We start from the raw sequence: 23,589 nt of genomic DNA on the forward strand, positions 1-23,589 counted from the left end.
GGGCGGCGTGATGCTGAACAAATACCCTCTGTGGAAATACGTACTGATCCTGGCGGTGCTGGCGATCGGTTTTATTTATTCCGCTCCCAATCTCTATCCTGATGACCCGGCGATCCAGATCTCTGGCGCCAGCACTTCGCTGCAGGTCAATCAGGCTGATCTGGACCGTGCGAGCAAAGCGCTCAACGACGCGGGCATCCAGGTTAAAGCGGCAACCTTGGCTGCTGGTTCCAAAGGCGGCTTGTTGCGCCTGACCAAGCAAGAAGACCAATTGCCGGCCAAGGATGTCGTACGCAAGGCCATGGGTGACGACTACGTTGTCGCGCTCAACCTGGCCCAGACCACGCCACAATGGCTGCGCAGCATTGGCGCGCACCCGATGAAGCTGGGTCTGGACTTGTCCGGTGGTGTGCACTTCCTGCTGGAAGTCGACATGGACAAGGCTCTGGACGCACGTCTGAAGGTCTACGAAGGCGACGTGAAGAGCCTGCTGCGCAAAGAGAAGCTGCGTTATCGCAGCCTGCCGCAGCTCAACGGCGCTATCCAGCTGGGCTTTGCTGACGAAGCATCCCGCGAACAGGCCCGTGCGCTGATCCGCAAGAACTTCAATGACTTCGACATCGTACCGGCCGACCTCAATGGTCAAGCGGTGCTGCGTCTGGCGATGAGCCCGGCCAAGATCGCTGAAATTCGCGAATACTCCATCAAGCAGAACCTGACCACGGTCCGTAACCGCGTCAACGAGCTGGGTGTAGCCGAGCCGATCGTGCAGCGCCAGGGTGCCAACCGCATCGTGGTTGAGCTGCCAGGCGTGCAGGACACCGCTGAAGCCAAGCGTATCCTCGGCAAGACCGCCAACCTGGAGTTCCGTCTCGCGGCAGACCCAGGCGCTACGCGTGCCACTTCCGAAGAATTCGAATTCCGCGAAGGCAACCGTCCTCCAGCGCTGATCGAGCGTGGCTTGATCATCACCGGTGACCAGGTGACCGACGCCAAGGCTGGTTTCGGCGAGCACGGCACGCCTGAAGTGAACATCCGTCTGGATGGCCATGGCGGCGAACTGATGAGCCGCGCCACGCGCAGCAACGTCGGTCGCAGCATGGCGGTGATCTTCATCGAGCAGCGCCCGGTGACCACCTACACCAAGCAAATGGTCAATGGCGTCGAGAAAGACGTGCCGGTGCAGACCTTCAAGGAAGAGAAGAAGATCATCAGCCTGGCGACCATCCAGTCGCCGCTGGGTGCTCAGTTCCGTATCACTGGCCTGAACGGCCAGGGCGAGTCTTCCGAGCTGGCGTTGCTGCTGCGTGCCGGTGGCCTGGCGGCACCGATGTACTTCGCTGAAGAACGTACCATCGGCCCGAGCCTGGGTGCCGACAACATCACCAAGGGTGTCGATGCAGCGCTGTGGGGTATGCTGTTCGTGTCGCTGTTCATCATCGCCATCTACCGCTTCTTTGGTGTGATCGCCACTGTCGCGCTCGCGGGCAACATGGTGATGCTGCTGGCCTTGATGTCGTTGCTGGGCGCCACACTGACCCTGCCAGGTATTGCGGGTATCGTACTCACCATGGGTATGGCGGTGGACGCAAACGTGCTGATCTTCTCGCGGATTCGTGAAGAGATCGCCGCCGGCATGACCGTACAGCGTGCAATCAACGAAGGCTTCGGCCGGGCATTTACCGCGATCCTCGACTCCAACCTGACCACCTTGTTGGTCGGCGGGATTCTCTTCGCCATGGGCACGGGCCCGGTGAAAGGCTTTGCGGTGACCATGTCCCTCGGGATCTTTACCTCGATGTTCACGGCCATCATGGTGACCCGCGCAATGGTCAACCTGATCTTTGGCGGGCGTGACTTCAAGAAGTTGTGGATTTAAGGGGCTGCCATGTTACGTACAATCAACTTCATGGGCGTTCGCAACGTTGCGTTCGGCGTCACCGTGCTCCTTACCGTTCTGGCGTTGTTCAGCTGGTTCCATAAGGGCCTGAACTACGGCCTGGACTTCACCGGCGGTACGCTCATCGAGCTGACCTACGAGAAGCCGGCCGACGTTACCCTGGTGCGCAGCGAGCTGGTCAAGGCCGGCTATCACGAAGCCGTTGTGCAGAGCTTTGGTGCCACCACCGACCTGCTGGTGCGCATGCCTGGCGAAGACCCGCAACTGGGTCACCAGGTAGCCGAGGCCTTGCAGAAGGTCGGCGGCGATAACCCGGCGTCGGTCAAGCGCGTTGAGTTCGTCGGCCCGCAAGTGGGTGAAGAACTGCGCGATCAGGGCGGCCTCGGCATGCTGATGGCGCTGGTCGGCATCATGATCTACCTGGCATTCCGCTTTCAGTGGAAGTTCGGTGTCGGCGCCATTGTGTCGCTGATCCACGACGTGGTCGTGACCGTGGGTATCCTGGCCTACTTCCAGATCACCTTCGACCTGACCGTACTGGCGGCTGTGCTGGCGATCATTGGTTACTCGCTCAACGACACCATCGTGGTATTCGACCGGGTTCGTGAGAACTTCCGCGTACTGCGCAAGGCGACGTTGATCGAGAACATCAACATCTCCACCACCCAGACCCTGCTGCGGACCATGGCGACGTCGATCTCTACCTTGCTGGCGATTGCTGCGCTGATGATCTTCGGTGGCGACAACCTGTGGGGCTTCTCCCTGGCGCTGTTTATCGGCGTTCTGGCGGGTACCTACTCGTCGATCTACATCGCCAACGTGGTGCTGATCTGGCTGAACCTCAACAGCGAAGACTTGATCCCTCCTGCCGCTACCGACAAGGAGGTCGACGACCGTCCTTGATGGGCGTTTGTTGATCCGCTGTTACAAGAAAGGCGCGAGTATTGAACTCGCGCCTTTTTTTTTGCTCCAAGGCTGGGTATAGCGCGGATCTTTCGGTCCGCTTGTGATGGTCAGGAGGTTCATGTGAACAAGTCGTTGCTGGTTGGTGCGGTATTGGGTGCTGTCGGTGTGACTGCCGGAGGCGCTGTTGCCACCTACAGCCTGGTAAAAAGCGGCCCTGAGTATGCGCAAGTACTGGCGGTGCAGCCGGTTAAAACCCAGATCAAAACCCCGCGTGAGGTCTGCAAGGACGTCACCGTGACCCGGCAACGTCCGGTGCAGGACCAGCATCAAATCGCCGGTACCGTGGTGGGTGCCCTTGCGGGTGGCCTGCTGGGCAACCAGATTGGTGGCGGTAACGGTAAGAAGCTGGCCACCGTGGCCGGTGCGGTCGGTGGTGGCTACGCCGGTAACAAGGTTCAGGAAGGTATGCAGAACCGCGATACCTACACCACTACGCAAACTCGCTGTAACACCGTTAACGACATCAGTGACAAGGTGGTCGGTTATGACGTGCGTTACAACCTGGACGGCAAGGAAGGTACCGTGCGTATGGAGCGCGACCCTGGCAGCCAGATCCCGGTGGATAAGGAAGGTCGTCTGATCCTCGGTCAGAACCAGCAGTAATCCCCAGGTCTGGTTTCGATCCAAGTGTGGGAGCTGGCTTGTCTGCGATAGCGGTGGGTCAGTAACTAATCAGTTGGCTGGCAGCCCGCCATCGCAGGCAAGCCAGCTCCCACATTGGATTGTATTGAGTCAGTTGGAATTGGTTTTTTGCTAAATCCCACGCATAAAAAAAGCACCCCGCGGGGTGCTTTTTTGTGCTCGCTCGCTTAGCGCTTCAGCGAAGCCGGCAGGTGCGGCTGGATCGCCGTCAGTACTGCCTTGAAGCATTTGGTGTTGCCAGCCACGACGTGGCCTTTCTCCAGGAAGTCATGACCACCGGTGAAGTCGCTCACCAGGCCGCCTGCTTCCTGAATCAGCAGGGCGCCTGCTGCCATGTCCCACTCGGACAGGCCCGACTCCCAGAACGCATCAAAGCGACCGGCGGCTACATACGCCAGGTCCAGGCTGGCTGCACCGGCACGGCGGATGCCGGCGGTCTGGCCAACCAGGGCGCGGAACATGCCCAGGTAGTTCTCCAGGTTGTCCATCTGGTCGTCACGGAACGGGAAGCCGGTACCCAGCAGGGCGCCTTCCAGGCTGGTGCGGCCGCTGACACGCAGGCGGCGGCCGTTCAGTTGGGCGCCACGGCCACGGCTGGCGGTGAATTCTTCCTGGCGAACCGGGTCCAGCACAACGGCGTGTTCCAGGCGGCCACGGTATTTGCAGGCGATGCTCACGGCAAAGTGCGGGATGCCGCGCAGGAAGTTGGTGGTGCCATCCAGTGGGTCGATGATCCACAGGTAGTCTTCACCTTCGCCACTGCCTTTGTGCAGGCCGGTTTCTTCACCGAGGATGCCGTGGGTAGGGTAGGCCTTGCGCAGGGCGTCAATGATTTTCTGTTCGGCGGCGCGATCCACCTCGGATACATAATCCTTGGCGTCTTTTTCGTCGACCTTGATGGTATCCAGGCGCTCGATGGAGCGGAAGATCAATTCACTGGCGCTGCGGGCGGCGCGCAGCGCGATATTCAGCATGGGCTGCATGGATAGGTCACCTAAGGTTGTTAAAGAAAGCCGAGCATTCTAGCAGAAACTTTCCTCAGGTGAAGGACGACGTTCGCTTTCATGGCATAACCTTAGGCGGTTCTGTAAGATTTGCTCCCCTTTCCTGTGTCCGCGAGCGCCTCCCTTGCTGCAAAACATTCGTGTCGTCTTGGTCAATACCAGTCATCCCGGCAACATCGGCGGGGTGGCGCGAGCCATGAAAAACATGGGGCTGACGCGCCTGGTGCTGGTCGAACCGCGGGTATTCCCGCACCACGAGGCTGATGCCCGTGCGTCCGGTGCCAATGACTTGCTTGAAAATGCCCAAGTGGTCGCCACCTTGGAGGATGCCTTGGTCGGCTGCAATCTGGTGCTCGGCACCAGCGCCCGTGATCGTCGTATCCCTTGGCCGCTGCTGGATCCGCGTGAATGCGGCACCAAAATGGTGGAAGAGGCTGCTGGCGGTGCTGAAATCGCCTTGGTATTCGGCCGTGAAGACTCCGGCCTTACCAACGAAGAGCTGCAGCGATGTCATTACCACGTGCATATTCCCTCAGACCCTGAGTTCAGCTCGCTGAACCTCGGGGCTGCGGTGCAGGTGCTGACTTATGAAGTGCGCATGGCCTGGCTGGCCGCTGCTGGCCAGCCGAGCAAAATGGAAAAGGAAGAGGTTGCATCGACCAAAAGTGGCGAGTTGGCCACCATGGACGAGCTGGAACGGTTCTATGAGCACCTGGAGCAAACCCTGGTAGCCATCGAATTCCTCGACCCTGAAAAGCCACGGCACTTGATGGCGCGCCTGCGTCGTTTGTACGGCCGCAGCTCGGTGAGCCGGGCTGAAATGAACATATTGCGTGGCATCCTCACGGAAACCCAGAAAGCGGCCCGTGGTGAGCTTCTTGAGCGGAAGGATTAAAAATGTTCGAGCGTTTGCGAGAAGATATCCAAAGTGTTTTCCACCGTGACCCGGCGGCGCGCAACGCCTTTGAAGTGCTGACCTGCTACCCGGGCATGCACGCGATCTGGATCCACCGCTTGTCCGGCGCCCTGTGGGGCATGGGCTGGAAGTGGCTGGCGCGGCTGGTATCGAACTTTGGGCGTTGGTTGACCGGTATCGAGATCCATCCGGGTGCCAAGGTAGGTCGTCGGTTCTTTATCGACCACGGCATGGGTATCGTGATTGGCGAGACGGCCGAGATCGGCGATGACGTCACCCTCTATCAAGGTGTGACGCTGGGCGGCACCACCTGGAACAAGGGTAAGCGCCACCCAACGCTGGGCGATGGCGTGGTAGTAGGGGCGGGCGCCAAGGTGCTCGGGCCGTTTACCGTGGGTGCCGGCGCCAAGGTTGGCTCCAACGCGGTAGTGACCAAGGCTGTGCCGCCGGGTGCTACGGTTGTGGGCATTCCAGGCCGCATCATCGTCAAGCCGCAAGTCGGTGATGAGCAAGAGGCCAAGCGCAAGGCGATGGCCGAGAAGATTGGTTTCGATGCCTATGGCGTCAGTGAAGACATGCCCGACCCGGTGGCTCGTGCGATTGGTCAATTGCTTGATCATTTGCAGGCGGTGGACGGCAAGCTGGAGGGTATGTGCGGGGCGCTGAAGGAGTTGGGCAGCCCCTACTGTGCCAAAGACTTGCCTGAACTGCGTGAGGAAGATTTTGCTGAAATCAAGGACGAAGCCGCTACCACCAAGGCAGGCTGAGCGCGGTCTCTTGTGGGAGCTGGTTTGCCTGCGATTGCGGTGGGCCAGCAACCTATAAGCAAGCTGTTAGACAGCTATCGCAAGCCAGCCAGCTCCCACATGTGATCTCCATTGGTTGGGTGGTCTTGCAGCAGGCCTGGTTGCGCTGTTCGATCCCACCCCATCCTGCTATGATTCGCGCGCCCTTTTTACGGGTAATCCTGACTAAAGTACTAGGTCTTATAGTTGACTTAAATACTCGGGAATCGCATACTTGCTCCCATTCTGAAACACCTTGGTACTTGTCCATGAGACTGACTACAAAAGGCCGATACGCGGTGACCGCCATGCTCGACTTGGCCTTGCACGCGCAAACTGGGCCGGTGTCCCTGGCCGATATCTCCGAGCGCCAAGGCATTTCCCTGTCCTATCTCGAGCAGTTGTTCGCCAAATTGCGCCGTAGCAATCTGGTTTCCAGCGTTCGCGGTCCGGGTGGCGGCTATCAGCTGTCCCGCGACATGCAGGGTATTCAGGTGGCCCAGGTGATCGACGCGGTCAACGAATCCGTCGATGCCACCAAATGCCAGGGTTTGGGTGACTGCCATGCCGGCGACACCTGCCTGACACACCACTTGTGGTGTGACTTGAGCCTGCAGATCCATGAGTTTTTGAGTGGTATCAGCTTGGCTGATCTTGTGACTCGCCGTGAGGTGCAAGAAGTAGCCCAGCGTCAGGACCAGCGCCGTTGCAACACCAAGGCGCCGCGTCTGGACAAGATCGAAGCGTCCGCCGTCGAGTGACAGCCGAAGAGCTAACGGCACGCCAGCCAGCCTGATTTAGGAGAAAGTCCATGAAATTGCCGATTTACCTTGATTACTCAGCGACCACCCCGGTTGATCCGCGTGTCGCGCAAAAAATGAGCGAATGCCTGCTGGTCGACGGAAACTTCGGCAACCCGGCCTCCCGTTCCCACGTATTCGGCTGGAAAGCCGAGGAAGCGGTCGAGAACGCTCGTCGCCAGGTCGCTGATCTGGTCAATGCCGACCCGCGCGAAATCGTCTGGACCTCCGGTGCCACCGAGTCCGACAACCTGGCTATCAAGGGCGCGGCGCATTTCTACGCGACCAAAGGCAAACACCTGATCACCACCAAGATTGAGCATAAGGCTGTCCTGGACACCATGCGCCAACTGGAGCGTGAAGGTTTCGAGGTCACCTACCTTGAGCCAACCACCGACGGTATCGTCACCCCGGCCATGATCGAAGCTGCGATGCGTGAAGACACCATCCTGGTTTCGGTGATCCACGTGAACAACGAAATCGGCACGATCAACGACATCGCCGCCATCGGCGAGCTAACCCGCTCCAAGGGTGTGTTGCTGCACGTCGACGCTGCTCAGTCCACCGGCAAGGTCGATATCGACCTGTCCAAGCTGAAAGTCGACCTGATGTCGTTCTCGGCCCACAAGACTTACGGCCCCAAAGGCATCGGCGCGCTGTACGTGAGCCGCAAGCCTCGCGTGCGCATCGAAGCCACCATGCACGGCGGCGGTCACGAGCGCGGCATGCGTTCGGGCACCCTGGCGACCCACCAGATCGTCGGTATGGGCGAAGCTTTCCGTGTAGCCAAGGAAGACATGGCTGCCGAAAACGTGCGCATCAAGGCCCTGAGCGATCGCTTCTACAAGCAGGTCGAAAACCTTGAAGAGTTGTACATCAACGGCAGCATGACCGCCCGTGTACCGCACAACCTGAATTTGAGCTTCAACTACGTTGAAGGCGAGTCGCTGATCATGGCGCTCAAGGACCTGGCGGTATCGTCCGGTTCGGCCTGCACCTCGGCGTCCCTTGAGCCTTCGTACGTACTGCGCGCCCTGGGCCGCAACGACGAACTGGCTCACAGCTCTATCCGCTTTACGTTCGGCCGCTTCACCACTGAAGAGCAAGTCGACTACGCCGCGCAGAAGGTCTGCGAAGCCGTCAACAAGCTACGCGTTCTGTCGCCACTGTGGGACATGTACAAAGACGGTGTCGATATTTCCAAGATCGAGTGGGCGGCACACTAACTATAGAAGCCGCCACCCAAGCTCTGTAGGAACGTGGCGGAAAACGCAGGCGTTTCTACAGGGTTCCAGAGCGGCCCTGATGAGTGAGGATTCAGTACCATGGCTTACAGCGAAAAGGTCATCGACCACTACGAAAACCCGCGCAACGTCGGCAAGATGAACGCGGAAGATCCAGATGTCGGCACCGGCATGGTCGGCGCCCCGGCGTGCGGCGATGTGATGCGCCTGCAGATCAAGGTCAACGATGCTGGCGTTATTGAAGACGCCAAATTCAAGACTTACGGCTGCGGTTCGGCCATCGCATCCAGCTCCCTGGCGACCGAATGGATGAAAGGCAAGACCCTGGATGAGGCTGTCACTATCAGCAACACCCAGCTGGCCGAAGAACTGGCGTTGCCGCCGGTGAAAATCCACTGCTCCGTACTCGCTGAAGATGCCATCAAGGCAGCCGTTCGCGACTACAAGCAGAAGAAAGGCTTGATCTAAGCATTTGGCGACGAGTAAGGAGTCAACGATGGCTATCAGCATGACAGAAGCGGCTGCGCAGCACATTCGCCGCTCCCTGAATGGGCGCGGTAAAGGTGAGGGGATTCGTCTGGGTGTACGCACCACGGGCTGTTCCGGCCTTGCCTACGTGCTGGAGTTTGTCGACGAGGTGGTTGAAGAGGATCAGGTGTTCGAAAGTCACGGCGAGAAAGTGATCATCGACCCCAAGAGCCTGACCTACCTGGACGGCACCGAACTCGATTTCGTCAAGGAGGGGTTGAACGAAGGCTTCAAGTTCAACAACCCTAACGTGCGCGGTGAATGTGGCTGCGGCGAAAGCTTCAACATCTGAGGCTACTCGTGGGTACTCCTTGTCATTTCGCTTTATTCGAGCTGCAGCCGAGCTTTCGGCTGGACCTTGAGCAGCTCGCCACGCGCTACCGTGAATTGGCGCGTGGGGTGCATCCAGACCGCTTCGCTGACGCTTCCGAGCGTGAGCAGCGCTTGGCCCTTGAGCAATCGGCCAGCCTCAACGAAGCCTATCAGACGCTCAAAAGCCCCGCGAAACGCGCGCGTTACCTGCTCGCCCTGAACGGTGGCGAGTTGCCGTTGGAAGTTACGGTGCACGATCCGGACTTCCTCATGCAGCAGATGCAGTGGCGCGAAGAGCTCGAAGACTTGCAGGACGAAGCCGATATAGCCGGTGTTGCGGTCTTCAAGCGTCGTCTGAAAACCGCCCAGGATGAGCTCAACGAAAGCTTCGCAGCCTGTTGGGATGATGCGGCGCAACGCGAACAGGCCGAACGCCTGATGCGGCGCATGCAGTTTCTCGACAAGCTCACCTACGAAGTGCGCCAGCTAGAAGAGCGCCTCGACGATTAACCCAGTGCTGCCCGTGATGCACGCCTGATAGACAGATAAGACCTGATTACCATGGCTCTACTGCAAATCGCCGAACCCGGCCAAAGCCCTCAACCGCACCAGCGTCGCCTGGCGGTCGGGATTGACCTGGGCACCACCAATTCCCTGGTTGCTGCCTTGCGCAGCGGCCTGTCCGAACCGCTGCCCGACGCCGATGGGCAGGTGATCCTGCCGTCTGCCGTGCGTTATCACGCCGACCGCACTGAAGTGGGCGAATCGGCCAAGCTCGCCGCGTCCGCAGACCCCTTGAACACGGTGTTGTCGGTCAAGCGCTTGATGGGTCGTGGGTTGTCCGACGTCAAGCAATTGGGTGACCAATTGCCGTACCGCTTTGTCGGCGGCGAGTCCCATATGCCGTTCATCGACACTGTCCAAGGGCCCAAGAGCCCGGTGGAAGTGTCGGCCGATATCCTCAAGGTGCTGCGCCAGCGTGCGGAAAACACCTTGGGTGGTGAGCTGGTAGGGGCGGTTATCACCGTGCCGGCGTATTTCGATGACGCCCAGCGTCAAGCCACCAAGGACGCGGCGAAGCTGGCCGGCCTGAATGTGCTGCGCCTGCTCAACGAACCGACCGCTGCGGCTGTGGCCTATGGCCTGGATCAGCACGCTGAAGGCCTGGTCGCTATTTATGATCTGGGCGGCGGTACCTTCGATATTTCGATCCTGCGCCTGACCGGCGGTGTGTTTGAAGTGCTCGCGACCGGCGGCGACAGCGCTCTGGGCGGCGATGATTTCGATCACGCCATCGCTGGCTGGATCATCAGCAGTGCCGGCTTGTCGGCCGACCTGGACCCAGGCGCGCAGCGCAACCTGCTGCAAACTGCCTGTGCGGCCAAAGAGGCGCTGACTGACGCTGCTTCTGTTGATGTTTGCTACGGTAACTGGTCGGCGCCACTGACTCGCGAAGCCTTTGATACGCTGATCGAGCCGATGGTTGCCCGCAGCCTCAAAGCCTGCCGTCGTGCTGTGCGTGATTCCGGTATCGAGTTGGAAGACGTTGGCGCAGTGGTCATGGTAGGTGGTTCCACCCGCGTGCCGCGCGTGCGTGAAGCGGTAGCCGAAGCCTTTGGGCGCCAACCACTGACCGAAATCGACCCGGATCAAGTCGTCGCCATCGGCGCTGCCATCCAGGCCGATACCCTGGCTGGTAACAAACGTGATGGCGGCGAATTGCTGTTGCTCGACGTGATCCCATTGTCCCTGGGCCTGGAAACCATGGGCGGCCTGATGGAGAAGGTGATCCCGCGCAACACCACCATCCCCGTTGCTCGCGCCCAGGATTTCACTACATACAAAGATGGCCAGACGGCCATGATGATTCATGTGCTGCAAGGTGAGCGTGAGCTGATCAGCGACTGCCGCTCCCTGGCGCGTTTTGAATTGCGTGGCATCCCGGCCATGGTGGCGGGCGCGGCGAAAATTCGCGTGACCTTCCAGGTCGATGCCGATGGCCTGCTCAGTGTCGCTGCGCGCGAACTGGCGTCTGGCGTTGAAGCCAGCATCCAGGTCAAGCCGTCCTACGGCCTCACCGATGGCGAAATCGCCAAGATGCTCAAGGATTCGTTCCAGTATGCCGGTGACGACAAGGTCGCCCGCGTATTGCGCGAGCAACAAGTGGATGCCCAGCGCCTGCTCGAAGCGGTGCAGGGCGCCCTTGAAGCCGACGGCGAGCGCTTGCTGGATGCCGAAGAACGCATGGTCATTGACCTGCAGATGCAGGAACTGGCCGAACTGATGAAAGGCAACGATGGTTACGCCATCGAGCAACAGACCAAGCGCCTGTCGCAAGTGACTGATGCCTTTGCCGCCCGCCGTATGGATCAGACGGTTAAAGCCGCGCTGGCGGGCCGCAACCTGAATGAAATTGAGGAATAACTGATGCCGCAGGTCACTTTTCTACCGCACGCCGAACATTGCCCTGAGGGCATGGTCGTGGAGGCTGAGACCGGCAAGTCCCTGCTCGACGTCGCCCATGACAACCACATCGAGATCGAAAGTGCCTGTGGCGGCGTCAATGCCTGCACCACCTGTCACTGCATCATTCGTAAAGGTTTCGACAGCCTAAATGAGGCTGACGACCTGGAAGAAGACTATCTTGATCGGGCGTGGGGCCTGGAGCCGACGTCGCGCCTGAGTTGTCAGGCGAAAGTGGGGACTGAAGACCTCACCGTCGAAATCCCGAAATATTCGCTCAACCATGCAGCCGAAGCGCCGCATTGATTCAAGGAAATGTCATGAGCCTGAAATGGGTTGATGTACAAGAAATCGCTATACAACTTGCTGAAGCTCATCCTGAGGTCAATCCTCTTACCGTGAACTTCGTCAAGCTGCGCGACCTCGTAATGGCACTGCCGGATTTCGACGACATCCCTGACCGGGGTGGCGAAAAGGTCCTTGAGGCGATTCAAGGCCTGTGGATCGAAGAAGCAGACTGAGCCGCCTTTTTACGCAGTTAGGCAATACCCAATAACCCGCGTATAATTCGCGGGTTTAATTTTTCGTAAATTACCGTTTCTGGAGTTACACCATGGCTGTTCAACGTACTTTCTCCATCATCAAGCCTGACGCTGTTGCAAAAAACGTCATCGGCGAGATCACCACTCGTTTCGAAAAAGCCGGCCTGAAGGTTGTAGCTTCGAAACTCAAGCAACTGTCCAAGGCTGAAGCTGAAGGCTTCTACGCTGAGCACAGCGCTCGTGGCTTCTTCGGCGACCTGGTTGCCTTCATGATCTCCGGTCCTGTTGTTGTCCAGGTTCTGGAAGGCGAAAACGCTATCGCTCTGAACCGTGAGCTGATGGGCGCTACCAACCCTAAAGAAGCTGCTGCTGGCACCATCCGTGCTGACTTCGCTGAATCCATCGACGCCAACGCTGTTCACGGCTCGGACTCCGAAGCTGCTGCTGCTCGCGAAATCTCGTACTTTTTCGCTGCTACTGAAGTAACCGCTCGCTAAGCATCGGCTTAAAGAGTGAGGGTGAATCCATGACTACATCGACTGTTAAAACCAACCTGCTGGGTCTGACTCAGCCGGAAATGGAGAAATTCTTCGACTCAATCGGGGAGAAGCGTTTCCGTGCCGGTCAGGTAATGAAGTGGATTCACCACTTTGGCGTCGACGATTTCGACGCCATGACGAACGTCAGCAAGGCCCTGCGCGACAAGCTCAAGGCCATTGCCGAGGTGCGTGGTCCCGAAGTGGTCAGCGAGGACATTTCCAGCGACGGTACCCGCAAGTGGGTAGTGCGCGTGGCGTCCGGTAGCTGTGTCGAGACCGTGTACATTCCCCAGGGCAAACGTGGCACTTTGTGCGTTTCGTCCCAGGCAGGCTGTGCCCTGGACTGCAGTTTCTGCTCCACCGGCAAGCAAGGCTTCAATAGCAACCTCACCGCCGCCGAAGTCATCGGCCAGGTGTGGATTGCCAACAAATCCTTTGGCAGCGTCCCGGCGACCGTCGACCGTGCCATCACCAACGTGGTGATGATGGGCATGGGTGAGCCGCTGCTGAACTTCGACAACGTGATTGCGGCCATGCACCTGATGATGGACGACCTGGGCTACGGCATCTCCAAGCGCCGTGTGACCCTGTCGACCTCCGGCGTGGTACCGATGATCGATGAGCTGGCCAAGCACATCGACGTCTCCCTCGCGTTGTCGCTGCACGCACCTAATGACGCATTGCGTAACCAATTGGTGCCGATCAACAAGAAATATCCGCTTAAGATGCTGCTCGAATCGTGCCAGCGTTATATGGCGACCCTGGGTGAGAAGCGTGTGCTGACCATTGAGTACACCATGCTCAAGGACGTCAACGACAAGCTGGAGCATGCGGTCGAGATGATCGAATTGCTCAAGGACACCCCGTGCAAGATCAACTTGATCCCGTTCAACCCGTTTCCTCATTCTGGCTACGAGCGGCCGAGCAACAACGCCATCCGTCGTTTTCAGGATCAACTGCACCAGGCCGGCTATAACGTCACTGTGCGAACCACTCGTGGTGAAGACATCGATGCCGCGTGTGGCCAATTGGTAGGGCAGGTGATGGACCGCACCCGCCGCAGTGAACGTTATATCGCCGTGCGCGAACTTAACGCCGCTGAAGATTTGCCGCAAATCGCTGTGAATCGAATCTGAGAGAGGATCTCTATGCCCTTGCGCCTTGCGCTGCTTTTACTGTTTACCGGCCTCGTGGCCGGTTGCGTTTCATCGGGTCATGACAGCCCGTTGCGCACTGATAAAGGCCGTGATGAGGCGCGAGTTGCCTATGTGCAACTGGGTTTGGGGTATCTGCGCCAAGGCATGAGCGAGCAGGCCAAGGTGCCGTTGAAAAAGGCCCTTGAGCTGGACGCCGATGATGCCGATGCCAACGCCGCGCTGGCTTTGGTGTTTCAGGCTCAGGCCGAGCCCGAGCTGGCCGACCGCTATTTCCACAAGGCCCTGGCCTCCCGCCCTGCCGATCCGCGGCTGCTGAACAACTACGGCAGTTTCCTGTTCGAGCAGCAACGGTACGACCTGGCGTCACGTTATTTTCAGCAAGCCGCCGCCGATACCCTCTACCCGCAGCGTTCGCGGGTGTTCGAGAACCTCGGTGTGACCTCGATGCGCCTCGGTCAGCGCGACAGCGCTCGCCAGCAGTTGGAAAAAGCCCTGCACCTGAACAGTCGCCAGCCACGGGCATTGCTCGAAATGGCTGAGTTGTCTTACGAAGACAGGCATTATGTGCCAGCACGTGACTATTACGAGCGTTTTAGCCTGCTCAGCGGGCAAAATGCACGTAGTCTATTGCTCGGTGTGCGCCTGGCGACGGTTCATGAAGAACACGACACGGCCGCACGTTTTGGCCAGCAACTCGAACGACTCTATCCCGGTACGCCGGAATATCAGCAATACCTGTCGGAGCAATGATGAAAGCCGCGCACCCGGAAGATGTAGCAGCTAATCGCGTCAACCCAGGCGAAACCTTGCGCCAGGCCCGCGAAAGCAATGGTTGGTCGCTGCCTGAAGTGGCCCTCAAGCTCAATTTGACCAGTACCTCGTTGGCCAATCTGGAAGCCGGCGCGTTCGACAAGCTGCCTGGGCACACTTTTGCCCGCGGCTATATCCGCGCTTATGCAAAATTGCTGGGTATCGACCAGGCCGTGCTGGTCCAGGAGTTCGACCAGTTCACCGGCACCGATGCCCAGGGCAGTAATGTCCATGGGTTGGGGCGCATCGAAGAGCCTACGCGCGTTTCCCATACCATTTTGCGGATTGTCAGCCTGTTGTTGCTGATTGCCGTGGTCGGCGGCGGTTTTGTCTGGTGGCAAGACCAGACCTCCCAGCGCAACAAAGACCTGACCAGCAACGCCATGGAACATGTCGAAGTCGAAAGCGCCGACGGCACCACCCAGATTCACCCCCTGGACGAGCCGGAAGACCAGGCCGTGGTAGAGGGGCAAGCTGCGCCGCAAGCGCCGGCCACTGCCGAACAACCCGCGCCAGACGCCGGCACGACCCCTGCTGCGGTACCGGCTCCGGCTGTTCCGACCGCTCCGGCCGCACCCGTGGCCCAGGCTCCGGCGGTTCCGACGCCTGCACCTGCGACCCCTGCGCCAGCCGCACCCGCAGCGCCGGCGATGTCGCCTCCCACCACCCCGGCATTGATCGCCGGTGATGGGCGCGTACAAATTACCTTCATCGCTGACTGCTGGACGCAGGTCACCGATGGCAACGGCAAAGTGCTGTTTAGCGGTTTGAAGCGTAAGGGAGATACGCTTGACCAGGGCGGCAAGCCTCCTTTGACGCTGCGTCTGGGCTTTGCCCGTGGCGCGCAAGTGGCCTACAACGGCCAGCCTGTAGACGTGGCGCCGTTCACCAGTGGCGAGACTGCTCGCCTCAAGTTGGGACAATAGTCATGCACGGCGAATCTCCAATCAAACGTCGCGTATCGCGCAAGATCTGGGTCGGCTCGGTGCCGGTGGGTGGCGACGCCCCCATTGCAGTGCAGAGCATGACCAACAGTGACACCAACGATGTGGCTGCCACCGTTGCCCAGATCAATCGTCTGGAAGCGGCTGGCGTGGACATCGTACGGGTGTCCGTTCCGGACATGGACGCAGCCGAGGCCTTTGGTCGTATCAAGCAGTTGGTCAAGGTCCCACTGGTTGCCGATATTCACTTCGACTACAAGATCGCGTTGCGCGTGGCCGAACTGGGTGTGGACTGCCTGCGTATCAACCCCGGCAACATCGGGCGTGAAGACCGCGTGCGTGCCGTGGTGGACGCTGCCCGTGATCGCGGTATTCCGATCCGCATCGGCGTCAACGCCGGCTCCCTGGAAAAAGACCTGCAAAAGAAATACGGCGAGCCCACTCCGGCGGCGCTGGTTGAGTCGGCACTGCGCCACGTTGAACACCTTGAACGCCTGAACTTCCAGGACTTCAAGGTCAGCGTAAAGGCCTCGGACGTGTTCATGGCCGTAGAAGCCTATCGCCTGCTGGCCAAGGAAATCGTGCAACCGCTGCACCTGGGTATCACTGAAGCGGGCGGTTTGCGATCAGGCACAGTGAAATCTGCTGTGGGTCTCGGTATGCTGCTCGCCGAAGGGATTGGCGATACTATCCGCATCTCCCTGGCGGCAGACCCCGTAGAGGAAGTGAAGGTCGGCTACGACATTCTCAAGTCCCTACGTTTGCGTTCCCGTGGTATCAACTTCATCGCCTGCCCGAGCTGCTCGCGGCAGAACTTCGACGTGGTGAAAACCATGAACGACCTGGAGTTGCGCCTGGAAGACCTGCTGGTGCCGCTGGATGTCGCAGTGATCGGTTGTGTGGTCAACGGGCCGGGTGAGGCCAAAGAGGCCCACGTGGGCCTGACGGGTGGCACACCGAACCTGATTTACATCGACGGCAAACCGTCGCAGAAGCTAACGAATGACAATCTGGTGGATGAGCTGGAAAAGCTGATCCGCGAGAAAGCGGCCGAGAAGGTCGCCGCTGACGCAGCGCTGATCGCTCGCGGCTGATTGAACGAATTTAAGGATCTGATGTGAGCAAGTCTCTGCAAGCCATTCGTGGCATGAACGACATCCTGCCGGAGCAGACGCCACTGTGGCGCTACTTCGAAAGCACTGTCGCGCGCCTGCTGGATAACTACGGTTACAAGCAGATCCGCATGCCGATCGTCGAGTTCACCGAGCTGTTCAAGCGCTCCATCGGTGAAGTGACCGACATCGTCGAAAAAGAGATGTACACCTTTGAAGACCGTAACGGCGACTCCCTGACCCTGCGCCCGGAAGGCACTGCCGCGTGCGTTCGCGCCGTACTGGAACATGGCATCACCGGTGGTGGCCAGACCCAGAAGCTGTGGTACATCGGCCCGATGTTCCGCCACGAGCGCCCGCAGAAAGGCCGTTACCGCCAGTTCCACCAGATCGGTTGCGAAGTGTTCAACCTGGACGGCCCGGACATCGACGCCGAGCTGATCGTGCTGACCTGGCGCCTGTGGGGCCAACTGGGCATCCGCGATGCGGTCAAGCTTGAACTCAACAGCCTGGGCACCAGCGAGTCCCGGGGTCGCTATCGCGAAGCCCTGGTCGAGTACCTGTCGGCCCACCTGGACAAGCTGGACGAAGACAGCCAACGCCGTCTGAAAACCAACCCGTTGCGCGTACTGGATACCAAGAACGCCGACACCCAGGCCGTGCTGGTCGATGCGCCGAAAATGGCTGATTACCTGGACGACGAGTCCCGGGTGCATTTCGAGGGCCTCAAGGCGCGTCTGGATGCAGCCGGTATTCCCTACGTGATCAACCCCAAGCTGGTGCGTGGCCTCGACTACTACAGCAAGACCGTGTTCGAGTGGGTCACCGACAAGCTCGGCGCCCAGGGCACCGTGTGCGCCGGTGGTCGCTACGACGGCCTGGTCGAGCAAATGGGCGGCAAGCCGACCACGGGCGTAGGCTTTGCCATGGGCATCGAGCGGCTGATCCTGCTACTGGAAACCCTGGAGCAGGTCCCGGAAGAAATTTCCCGTCAGGTGGACGTGTACCTGTGCGCCTTCGGCGAGGCTGCCGAACTGGCGGCCCTGGCCTTGAGCGAAAAAGTACGTGACCAGTTGCCCAACCTGCGCCTGCAGATCAATGCCGGCGCTGGTAGCTTCAAGAGCCAGTTCAAGAAGGCCGACAAGAGCGGTGCGCTTTACGCACTGATCCTCGGCGATGACGAGCTGGCCCAGCAAGTGGTAGGTTTCAAACCCCTGCGTGGCCAGGGTGAACAACAGAACATTGCCTTTGATGCGCTCGCTGCGCACTTGGCCACCTGCGTCGTGCAGGGTTGAAGCTGTCGAACAGCCGAATTTAGCGATTAAGGAGTATTGGGGTGTCGAGTACTGATGATGAGCAACTGGCCGAGTTCAAGGACTGGTGGCAGCGTAACGGCAAGCCCCTGGTCACTGGCGGCCTGCTGGCTTTAGTGGTGGTGTTCGGCTGGCAAGCCTGGACCAAGTATCAGGCCAACCAATCCCAGGGCGCTTCGATCGTTTATCAGCAATTGCTGGAAACTACCCTGACGCCGGACGGCAAGCCTGACCCTGCGCAGGTGGCAGACCTGGCCGGCAAGCTGAAAAACGAATTCGGCGGTAGCACCTACGCCCAATACGGCAGCCTGTTCGTCGCTAAAGTCGCGGTCGATACCGGCAAGCTGGATGACGCCGCCACCGAGCTGAAGGCCATTGCCGACAAGCCGACCAACCCGACCCTGGGTGAAATCGCACGTCAGCGCCTGGCACAGGTATTGGCGGCGCAGAACAAGGCTGACGAAGCACTCAAACTGCTCGACGGCGATGCTGACAAGGCATTCGTGGCCACTCGCGAAGAGCTCAAGGGCGACCTGTTGGTCCAATTGGGTCGTACCGACGAAGCCCATGCTGCGTACCAAAAAGCCAAGGCGGCGCTGTCTGATGAAGCGGCGGTCGGTGGCTTACAAATCAAGCTCGACGACTTGGCCAAAGGGGATGCGTGACGTGATCCGTTGGAAACATGCAGCATTGCTGGCTCTGGCCGTTTTGGCCGCGGGTTGCAGCAGCAACAGCAAAAAAGAACTGCCTCCTGCCGAGCTGACCAGCTTCAAGGAAGAAGTGGTCCTGCAAAAACAATGGAGCCAATCCATTGGTGATGGGCAGGGCGACCTCTACAACCTGTTGCAGCCCGCGATTGACGGCGACAACATCGTGGCTACTGATTCCACTGGCGTCGTGGTTGCCATGGATCGCATGAACGGCGACGTCAAGTGGAAGAAAGACCTCGAACTGCCGGTTTCCGGCGGTGTGGGCGTCGGCTACGGCATGGTGCTGATCGGTACTCTCAAGGGTGACGTGGTCGCGCTGGACTCCAGCACCGGTGAAGAGAAGTGGCGCGCTCGCGTGACCAGTGAAGTGCTCTCGGCGCCGGCGACCAACGGCGATATCGTCGTGGTGCAAACCCAGGACGACCGCGTGATCGGCCTGGAAGCCTCCACCGGGGACCAACGCTGGTTGTACGACAGCACCCCTGCGGTGTTGACCCTGCGCGGTACCAGTGGTCCGATTGTGACCAACAACCTGGCCGTTGCTGGCCTGTCGACCGGTAAAGTGGTTGCCCTGAATACCCAGAACGGCGTGCCGGCCTGGGAAACTCGTGTGGCCATCCCGCAAGGTCGTTCCGAACTGGATCGCGTTGTAGACATCGACGGCGGCTTGCTGCTGTCGGGTGAAACCCTCTACGTCGCCACCTACCAGGGGCGTGTTGCCGCGCTGGACCTGCAAAGCGGTCGCATCAACTGGCAGCGTGATGCCTCCAGCTATGCGGGTGTCGCCCAAGGGTTTGGCAGCGTCTATGTGAGCCTAGCATCCGGCACCGTTGAAAGTGTGGATGAGCGTTCCACCACTGCACTGTGGAGCAATGACTCCCTGGCTCGCCGTCAACTGTCGGCACCGGAAGTCTTTTCCAGCTACGTAGCGGTGGGTGACTTCGAAGGTTACCTGCACCTGCTGAGCCAAGTGGATGGTCGCTTTGTTGGTCGCCAGCGTATCGACAGCGACGGCCTGCGTGCGCGTCCGCTGGTGGTGGGTAACATGCTTTATGTGTATGGCAACGGCGGCAAGCTGGAAGCCCTGACCATCAAGTAAAGGTTTGACTATGCTTGGGGTAACCCCCAGGCGGCCCTGTTTCAATGCCTGTTGCTGTAGGAGCGAGCTTGCTCGCGAAGGACGTCAACGATAACGCGGGTTTTCTGCATAAGCGCGTCGTTCTCGGTTTTTTCGCGAGCAAGCTCGCTCCTACAGTGGCGGGGGCAGAAGCAGGGCATGTGGCATGTTAAATGCCGCCCCGAGCACCAGCCGCTGCCCTGCAGCGGCTTTTGTATTTTCTGAAATAACGAAGTGGAGAGCCGCATGGTTCCCGTAATCGCCCTGGTGGGCCGACCTAACGTCGGCAAGTCCACCTTGTTCAACCGCCTGACCAGGACTCGCGACGCCATTGTCGGCGACTTGTCCGGTCTGACCCGTGATCGCCAATACGGTGAGGCAAAGTGGCAAGGGCGCTCCTACATTATTGTCGACACCGGTGGTATCTCCGGTGACGAGCATGGCATGGACGAAAAGATGGCCGAGCAGTCGTTGCTCGCTATCGAAGAAGCCGATGTGGTGCTGTTCCTGGTGGACGCCCGTGCGGGCTATACCGCCGCTGACCAGATGATTGGCGAGCACCTGCGCAAGCGCAACAAGCGTTCCTATCTGGTCGCCAACAAGATCGACAACATCGATCCTGAGGCCGCCCGTGCCGAATTCAGCCCGATGGGCCTGGGCGATGCGATTCCGGTCGCCGGTGCTCACGGCCGCGGCATCACCCAGATGCTGGAAATCGCCCTGCGCGACTTCCCAAAGGATGATGTCGAGGAAGAAGAGGGCGAGGAAGAGATCGTCGCTGAAGGCGAGGAAGCCAAGCGCATTCCTGGCCCGAGCGAAAAAGACGGTATCAAGATCGCTATCATCGGCCGCCCGAACGTCGGCAAGTCGACTCTGGTCAACCGTATGCTCGGTGAAGACCGCGTTATCGTCTACGACCAACCCGGTACCACCCGCGACAGCATCTACATCCCGTTCGAACGCAACGAGGAAAAGTACACGCTGATCGACACCGCCGGTGTGCGCAAGCGCGGCAAGATCCACGAAGAAGTTGAAAAGTTCTCCGTGGTCAAAACACTGCAGGCGATCAAAGACGCCAACGTGGTGATCTTCGTGATGGACGCCCGCGAAGGCGTGGTGGACCACGACCTCAACTTGCTGGGCTTTGCCCTGGAAGCCGGTCGTGCCCTGGTCATCGCGATCAACAAGTGGGACGGCATGACGCCGAGCGAGCGTGATTTCGTCAAGATCGAGCTGCAGCGTCGGTTGTTCTTTGTCGAGTTCGCCGATATCCACTTTATCTCGGCACTGCACGGCACCGGCGTGGGCAACCTCTACGCGTCCGTACAGAACTCGTTCAAGTCCGCGGTTACCCGCTGGCCGACCAACCGCCTGACCCAGATCCTGGAAGATGCGGTCGGCGAGCACGCGCCGCCGATGGTCAACAACCGCCGGATCAAACTGCGTTACGCCCACTTGGGTGGTGCCAACCCGCCGATTATCGTGATCCACGGTAACCAGATCGAGAAGGTGCCCAAGTCCTATGTGCGTTACCTGGAAAACACCTACCGCCGTGTCTTGAAACTGGTCGGTACGCCGATCCGTATCGAGTTCAAGGGTGGCGAGAACCCATACGAAGGCAACAAGAACACACTGACTGACCGTCAGGTGAACAAGAAGCGTCGTTTGATGACTCACCACAAGAAGGCCGACAAGAAGCGCCGTGATAAAAAATAACGGCAGTTTCGAGTTGTAAGCTACAAGCTGCAAGAGAGGGCTCCTTTGGAGCCCTTTTTTGTGCCTGACGGTTTGCCCCTTGACCTGCTCGCAGCTTGCAGCTTAAAACTTGCAGCTCACCCGAAGGGGGCTCCCATGATCACCAGTAAGCTGCCAAACGTCGGCACGACCATTTTCACCACCATGTCGCAACTCGCCGCCGAAACCGGCGCGCTCAATCTGTCCCAGGGTTTTCCCGATTTCAATGGTCCGCAGGGTTTGCTCGATGCAGTGGGTAAGCACATCGCCCTCGGTCATAACCAGTACGCCCCCATGACAGGCCTGCCGGTGCTGCGTCAGCAAGTGGCGGCCAAGATCGCCCGCAGCTATGGCGTCACGGTGAATGCCGACACTGAAGTGACCATCACGCCAGGCGCCACCGAGGCGATTTTTTGCGCCATTCAGGCGGTGATTCGCAGCGGTGATGAAGTCATCGTGTTCGACCCCAGCTATGACAGCTACGAGCCTTCGGTTGAACTGGCCGGTGGCCGCTGCGTGCATGTGCAACTGAGCCTGCAAGGCTTCGTCCTGGACTTCGAGGAACTCAAGGCTGCGCTTTCACCGCGTACGCGCATGATCATCCTCAATAGCCCGCACAACCCCACCGGTGCATTGATCAGCCGTGTCGAGCTGGACCAGTTGGCCGAACTGATCCGCGACCGCGATATCTACCTGGTCAGCGATGAGGTCTACGAGCACCTGGTATTCGACGGTGTGCCCCACGTCAGCGTATTGGCCCATCAGGAACTGTATCAGCGCGCATTCGTGGTCAGCTCATTCGGCAAGACCTATCACGTCACAGGCTGGAAGACCGGCTACGTGGTCGCGCCACCGGCCCTCAGCGCCGAACTGCGCAAGGTGCATCAATATGTCAACTTCTGCGGCGTCACCCCTTTGCAGTACGCTTTGGCGGACTTCATGGCCGAACACCCGGAACATGTCGAAGAACTGCCGGCCTTCTATCAGGCCAAGCGGGACCTTTTCTGCGACCTGTTGGCGCCATCGCGCTTGAGCTTTACCCGGGTGACCGGCACTTACTTCCAACTGGTGGATTACTCGCAGATACGCCCAGACCTGGATGACGTCGCCATGTCCCTGTGGATGACCCGCGAACATGGCGTGGCGACCATTCCGGTTTCGGTGTTCTACCAGCACCCACCCCAAGGCCAGCGCCTGGTGCGCCTGTGCTTTGCCAAACGCGAGGAGACGTTGCGACAAGCGGCGGAAAAACTATGCGTGATCTGAGTGTACTGCCCAATCTGAACATTGCCCTGGTGCAGACGAGCCTGGCCTGGCATGACCGGCATGCCAATTTCGAACACTTCGAGTTGCTGCTGGAGCAGGCCAAAGGCGCCGACTTGATCGTGCTGCCAGAGATGTTCACCACCGGTTTTTCGATGGAATCAGAAGCTCTCGCCGAGCCGGAAAACGGCCCCACCCATCATTGGCTCCAGGCCCAGGCGGCAAAGTATCAGGCCGTGATTACCGGCAGTGTGATCATCCAGGCCGCCGATGGCAGCCACCGCAACCGTCTGCTGTGGGCGCGGCCGGATGGTGAGGTCTTGCATTACGACAAGCGCCACCTGTTCCGCATGGCCGGTGAACATGACCATTACACCCCCGGCGAGCGCCAGGTGCAGTTCGAGTTGAAGGGGTGGCGCATTCGCCCGCTGATCTGCTATGACCTGCGCTTCCCGGTGTGGAGCCGCGACGCCCAGGATACGGACCTGCTGCTGTACACCGCCAACTGGCCGGGCGCTCGGCGTCAGCATTGGAATCGGCTGTTGCCGGCGCGGGCCATTGAGAACCTGTGTTACGTGGCGGCGGTGAACCGGGTGGGCACCGACGGCAAGGGGTTTGCCTACACCGGCGACAGCCAGGTGTTGGATTTCCAGGGTGAGACTTTGCTGAGTGCAGGGGAGGCGGATGGGGTGTTCCAGGTGATTCTGGATGCGGCTGAGCTGGCGGCTTACCGTACACGATTCCCGGCGAATCTGGATGCCGATAGCTTTCAGTTTGTCTAAGGCTCT

25 protein-coding genes are annotated in these 23,589 nt (G+C 59.4%); 24 read left to right on the forward strand and 1 reads right to left on the reverse strand.

The features are described 5' to 3' along the window. Window positions 1-10: 10 nt before the first annotated feature. The 3 genes from secD (at window position 11) to GIV26_RS10085 (ending at window position 3,469) form a co-directional block, all read left to right on the forward strand. A complete protein-coding gene (gene secD, locus GIV26_RS10075) occupies window positions 11-1,879 on the forward strand; it encodes a protein translocase subunit SecD (protein ID WP_003194025.1) in 1,869 nt (622 codons plus the stop codon). A 9-nt stretch (window positions 1,880-1,888) separates the two neighbouring features. Next, on the forward strand, window positions 1,889-2,803 hold the full coding sequence (gene secF / locus GIV26_RS10080) for a protein translocase subunit SecF (RefSeq protein WP_003194024.1): 915 nt from the start codon (window positions 1,889-1,891) through the stop codon (window positions 2,801-2,803). Between the two features lie 123 nt (window positions 2,804-2,926). Beyond that, window positions 2,927-3,469, forward strand: a complete 543-nt coding sequence (locus GIV26_RS10085; protein ID WP_003194023.1) for a glycine zipper 2TM domain-containing protein — start codon at window positions 2,927-2,929, stop codon at window positions 3,467-3,469. Window positions 3,470-3,675: 206 nt separating this feature from the next. Here GIV26_RS10085 and suhB read toward each other — a convergent pair whose 3' ends face one another. Further along, window positions 3,676-4,491 (reverse strand): type III secretion system regulator SuhB, encoded by an 816-nt coding sequence (suhB, locus tag GIV26_RS10090; protein WP_005791195.1) that lies wholly within the window; start codon window positions 4,489-4,491, stop codon window positions 3,676-3,678. Between the two features lie 145 nt (window positions 4,492-4,636). On the opposite strand from suhB, the gene trmJ reads away from it, so the two are divergent. The 21 genes from trmJ to GIV26_RS10195 all read left to right on the forward strand — a co-directional run bounded on the left by trmJ (window position 4,637) and on the right by GIV26_RS10195 (window position 23,583). Next, window positions 4,637-5,407 (forward strand): tRNA (cytosine(32)/uridine(32)-2'-O)-methyltransferase TrmJ, encoded by a 771-nt coding sequence (gene trmJ / locus GIV26_RS10095; RefSeq protein ID WP_054922019.1) that lies wholly within the window; start codon window positions 4,637-4,639, stop codon window positions 5,405-5,407. A gap of 2 nt (window positions 5,408-5,409) precedes the next feature. After that, on the forward strand, window positions 5,410-6,195 hold the full coding sequence (gene cysE, locus GIV26_RS10100; RefSeq protein ID WP_034128028.1) for a serine O-acetyltransferase: 786 nt from the start codon (window positions 5,410-5,412) through the stop codon (window positions 6,193-6,195). A gap of 287 nt (window positions 6,196-6,482) precedes the next feature. Next, entirely contained in the window at window positions 6,483-6,974 is a 492-nt protein-coding gene (gene iscR / locus GIV26_RS10105) for a Fe-S cluster assembly transcriptional regulator IscR (protein WP_003194020.1), read from the forward strand. A 50-nt stretch (window positions 6,975-7,024) separates the two neighbouring features. After that, window positions 7,025-8,239 carry an IscS subfamily cysteine desulfurase gene (locus GIV26_RS10110; RefSeq protein WP_003194019.1) on the forward strand — a complete coding sequence of 405 codons (1,215 nt, stop codon included), beginning with the start codon at window positions 7,025-7,027 and terminating at the stop codon, window positions 8,237-8,239. A 99-nt stretch (window positions 8,240-8,338) separates the two neighbouring features. Further along, window positions 8,339-8,725, forward strand: a complete 387-nt coding sequence (gene iscU / locus GIV26_RS10115) for a Fe-S cluster assembly scaffold IscU (protein WP_003175965.1) — start codon at window positions 8,339-8,341, stop codon at window positions 8,723-8,725. Window positions 8,726-8,753: 28 nt separating this feature from the next. Next, a complete protein-coding gene (iscA, locus tag GIV26_RS10120) occupies window positions 8,754-9,077 on the forward strand; it encodes an iron-sulfur cluster assembly protein IscA (RefSeq protein WP_003209680.1) in 324 nt (107 codons plus the stop codon). Between the two features lie 8 nt (window positions 9,078-9,085). Then, entirely contained in the window at window positions 9,086-9,607 is a 522-nt protein-coding gene (gene hscB, locus GIV26_RS10125; protein ID WP_034128027.1) for a co-chaperone HscB, read from the forward strand. A 51-nt stretch (window positions 9,608-9,658) separates the two neighbouring features. Then, window positions 9,659-11,521, forward strand: coding sequence for a Fe-S protein assembly chaperone HscA (gene hscA, locus GIV26_RS10130; protein WP_034128026.1), 1,863 nt, complete (start codon window positions 9,659-9,661; stop codon window positions 11,519-11,521). Window positions 11,522-11,524: 3 nt separating this feature from the next. After that, window positions 11,525-11,866 (forward strand): ISC system 2Fe-2S type ferredoxin, encoded by a 342-nt coding sequence (gene fdx, locus GIV26_RS10135; RefSeq protein ID WP_032895388.1) that lies wholly within the window; start codon window positions 11,525-11,527, stop codon window positions 11,864-11,866. Window positions 11,867-11,880: 14 nt separating this feature from the next. Then, window positions 11,881-12,081, forward strand: a complete 201-nt coding sequence (gene iscX / locus GIV26_RS10140; RefSeq protein WP_034128025.1) for a Fe-S cluster assembly protein IscX — start codon at window positions 11,881-11,883, stop codon at window positions 12,079-12,081. Window positions 12,082-12,173: 92 nt separating this feature from the next. Then, on the forward strand, window positions 12,174-12,599 hold the full coding sequence (gene ndk, locus GIV26_RS10145) for a nucleoside-diphosphate kinase (RefSeq protein WP_003175956.1): 426 nt from the start codon (window positions 12,174-12,176) through the stop codon (window positions 12,597-12,599). A 29-nt stretch (window positions 12,600-12,628) separates the two neighbouring features. Beyond that, window positions 12,629-13,777 carry a 23S rRNA (adenine(2503)-C(2))-methyltransferase RlmN gene (gene rlmN, locus GIV26_RS10150; protein ID WP_003194014.1) on the forward strand — a complete coding sequence of 383 codons (1,149 nt, stop codon included), beginning with the start codon at window positions 12,629-12,631 and terminating at the stop codon, window positions 13,775-13,777. Window positions 13,778-13,789: 12 nt separating this feature from the next. After that, window positions 13,790-14,548, forward strand: coding sequence for a type IV pilus biogenesis/stability protein PilW (pilW, locus tag GIV26_RS10155; RefSeq protein WP_034128024.1), 759 nt, complete (start codon window positions 13,790-13,792; stop codon window positions 14,546-14,548). Then, window positions 14,548-15,534 (forward strand): RodZ domain-containing protein, encoded by a 987-nt coding sequence (locus GIV26_RS10160; RefSeq protein ID WP_236280315.1) that lies wholly within the window; start codon window positions 14,548-14,550, stop codon window positions 15,532-15,534. The genes pilW and GIV26_RS10160 overlap by 1 nt, the downstream gene beginning before the upstream one ends. A 2-nt stretch (window positions 15,535-15,536) precedes the next feature. Continuing rightward, on the forward strand, window positions 15,537-16,646 hold the full coding sequence (gene ispG, locus GIV26_RS10165) for a flavodoxin-dependent (E)-4-hydroxy-3-methylbut-2-enyl-diphosphate synthase (RefSeq protein ID WP_003175952.1): 1,110 nt from the start codon (window positions 15,537-15,539) through the stop codon (window positions 16,644-16,646). A 23-nt stretch (window positions 16,647-16,669) separates the two neighbouring features. Continuing rightward, window positions 16,670-17,959 carry a histidine--tRNA ligase gene (gene hisS / locus GIV26_RS10170; protein ID WP_034128022.1) on the forward strand — a complete coding sequence of 430 codons (1,290 nt, stop codon included), beginning with the start codon at window positions 16,670-16,672 and terminating at the stop codon, window positions 17,957-17,959. A gap of 41 nt (window positions 17,960-18,000) precedes the next feature. Continuing rightward, complete coding sequence (locus GIV26_RS10175) at window positions 18,001-18,642, forward strand: YfgM family protein (protein ID WP_003194010.1); 642 nt, start codon at window positions 18,001-18,003, stop codon at window positions 18,640-18,642. Continuing rightward, window positions 18,635-19,786, forward strand: coding sequence for an outer membrane protein assembly factor BamB (gene bamB, locus GIV26_RS10180; protein WP_198791540.1), 1,152 nt, complete (start codon window positions 18,635-18,637; stop codon window positions 19,784-19,786). The genes GIV26_RS10175 and bamB overlap by 8 nt, the downstream gene beginning before the upstream one ends. 264 nt (window positions 19,787-20,050) lie before the next feature. Further along, on the forward strand, window positions 20,051-21,520 hold the full coding sequence (gene der / locus GIV26_RS10185) for a ribosome biogenesis GTPase Der (protein ID WP_016977675.1): 1,470 nt from the start codon (window positions 20,051-20,053) through the stop codon (window positions 21,518-21,520). Between the two features lie 135 nt (window positions 21,521-21,655). Continuing rightward, window positions 21,656-22,804, forward strand: a complete 1,149-nt coding sequence (locus GIV26_RS10190; protein WP_236280317.1) for a pyridoxal phosphate-dependent aminotransferase — start codon at window positions 21,656-21,658, stop codon at window positions 22,802-22,804. Then, the gene (locus tag GIV26_RS10195; RefSeq protein WP_060765142.1) at window positions 22,792-23,583 is read left to right on the forward strand and encodes an amidohydrolase; all 792 of its coding nucleotides are present in this window, start codon (window positions 22,792-22,794) and stop codon (window positions 23,581-23,583) included. Before GIV26_RS10190 ends, GIV26_RS10195 begins: the two co-directional genes overlap by 13 nt. The last annotated feature ends 6 nt before the right edge of the window (window positions 23,584-23,589 follow it).

The sequence above is a fragment of the Pseudomonas sp. PA-1-3F genome (assembly GCF_021609665.1).
Taxonomy (GTDB): Bacteria; Pseudomonadota; Gammaproteobacteria; order Pseudomonadales; family Pseudomonadaceae; genus Aquipseudomonas; species Aquipseudomonas paracarnis.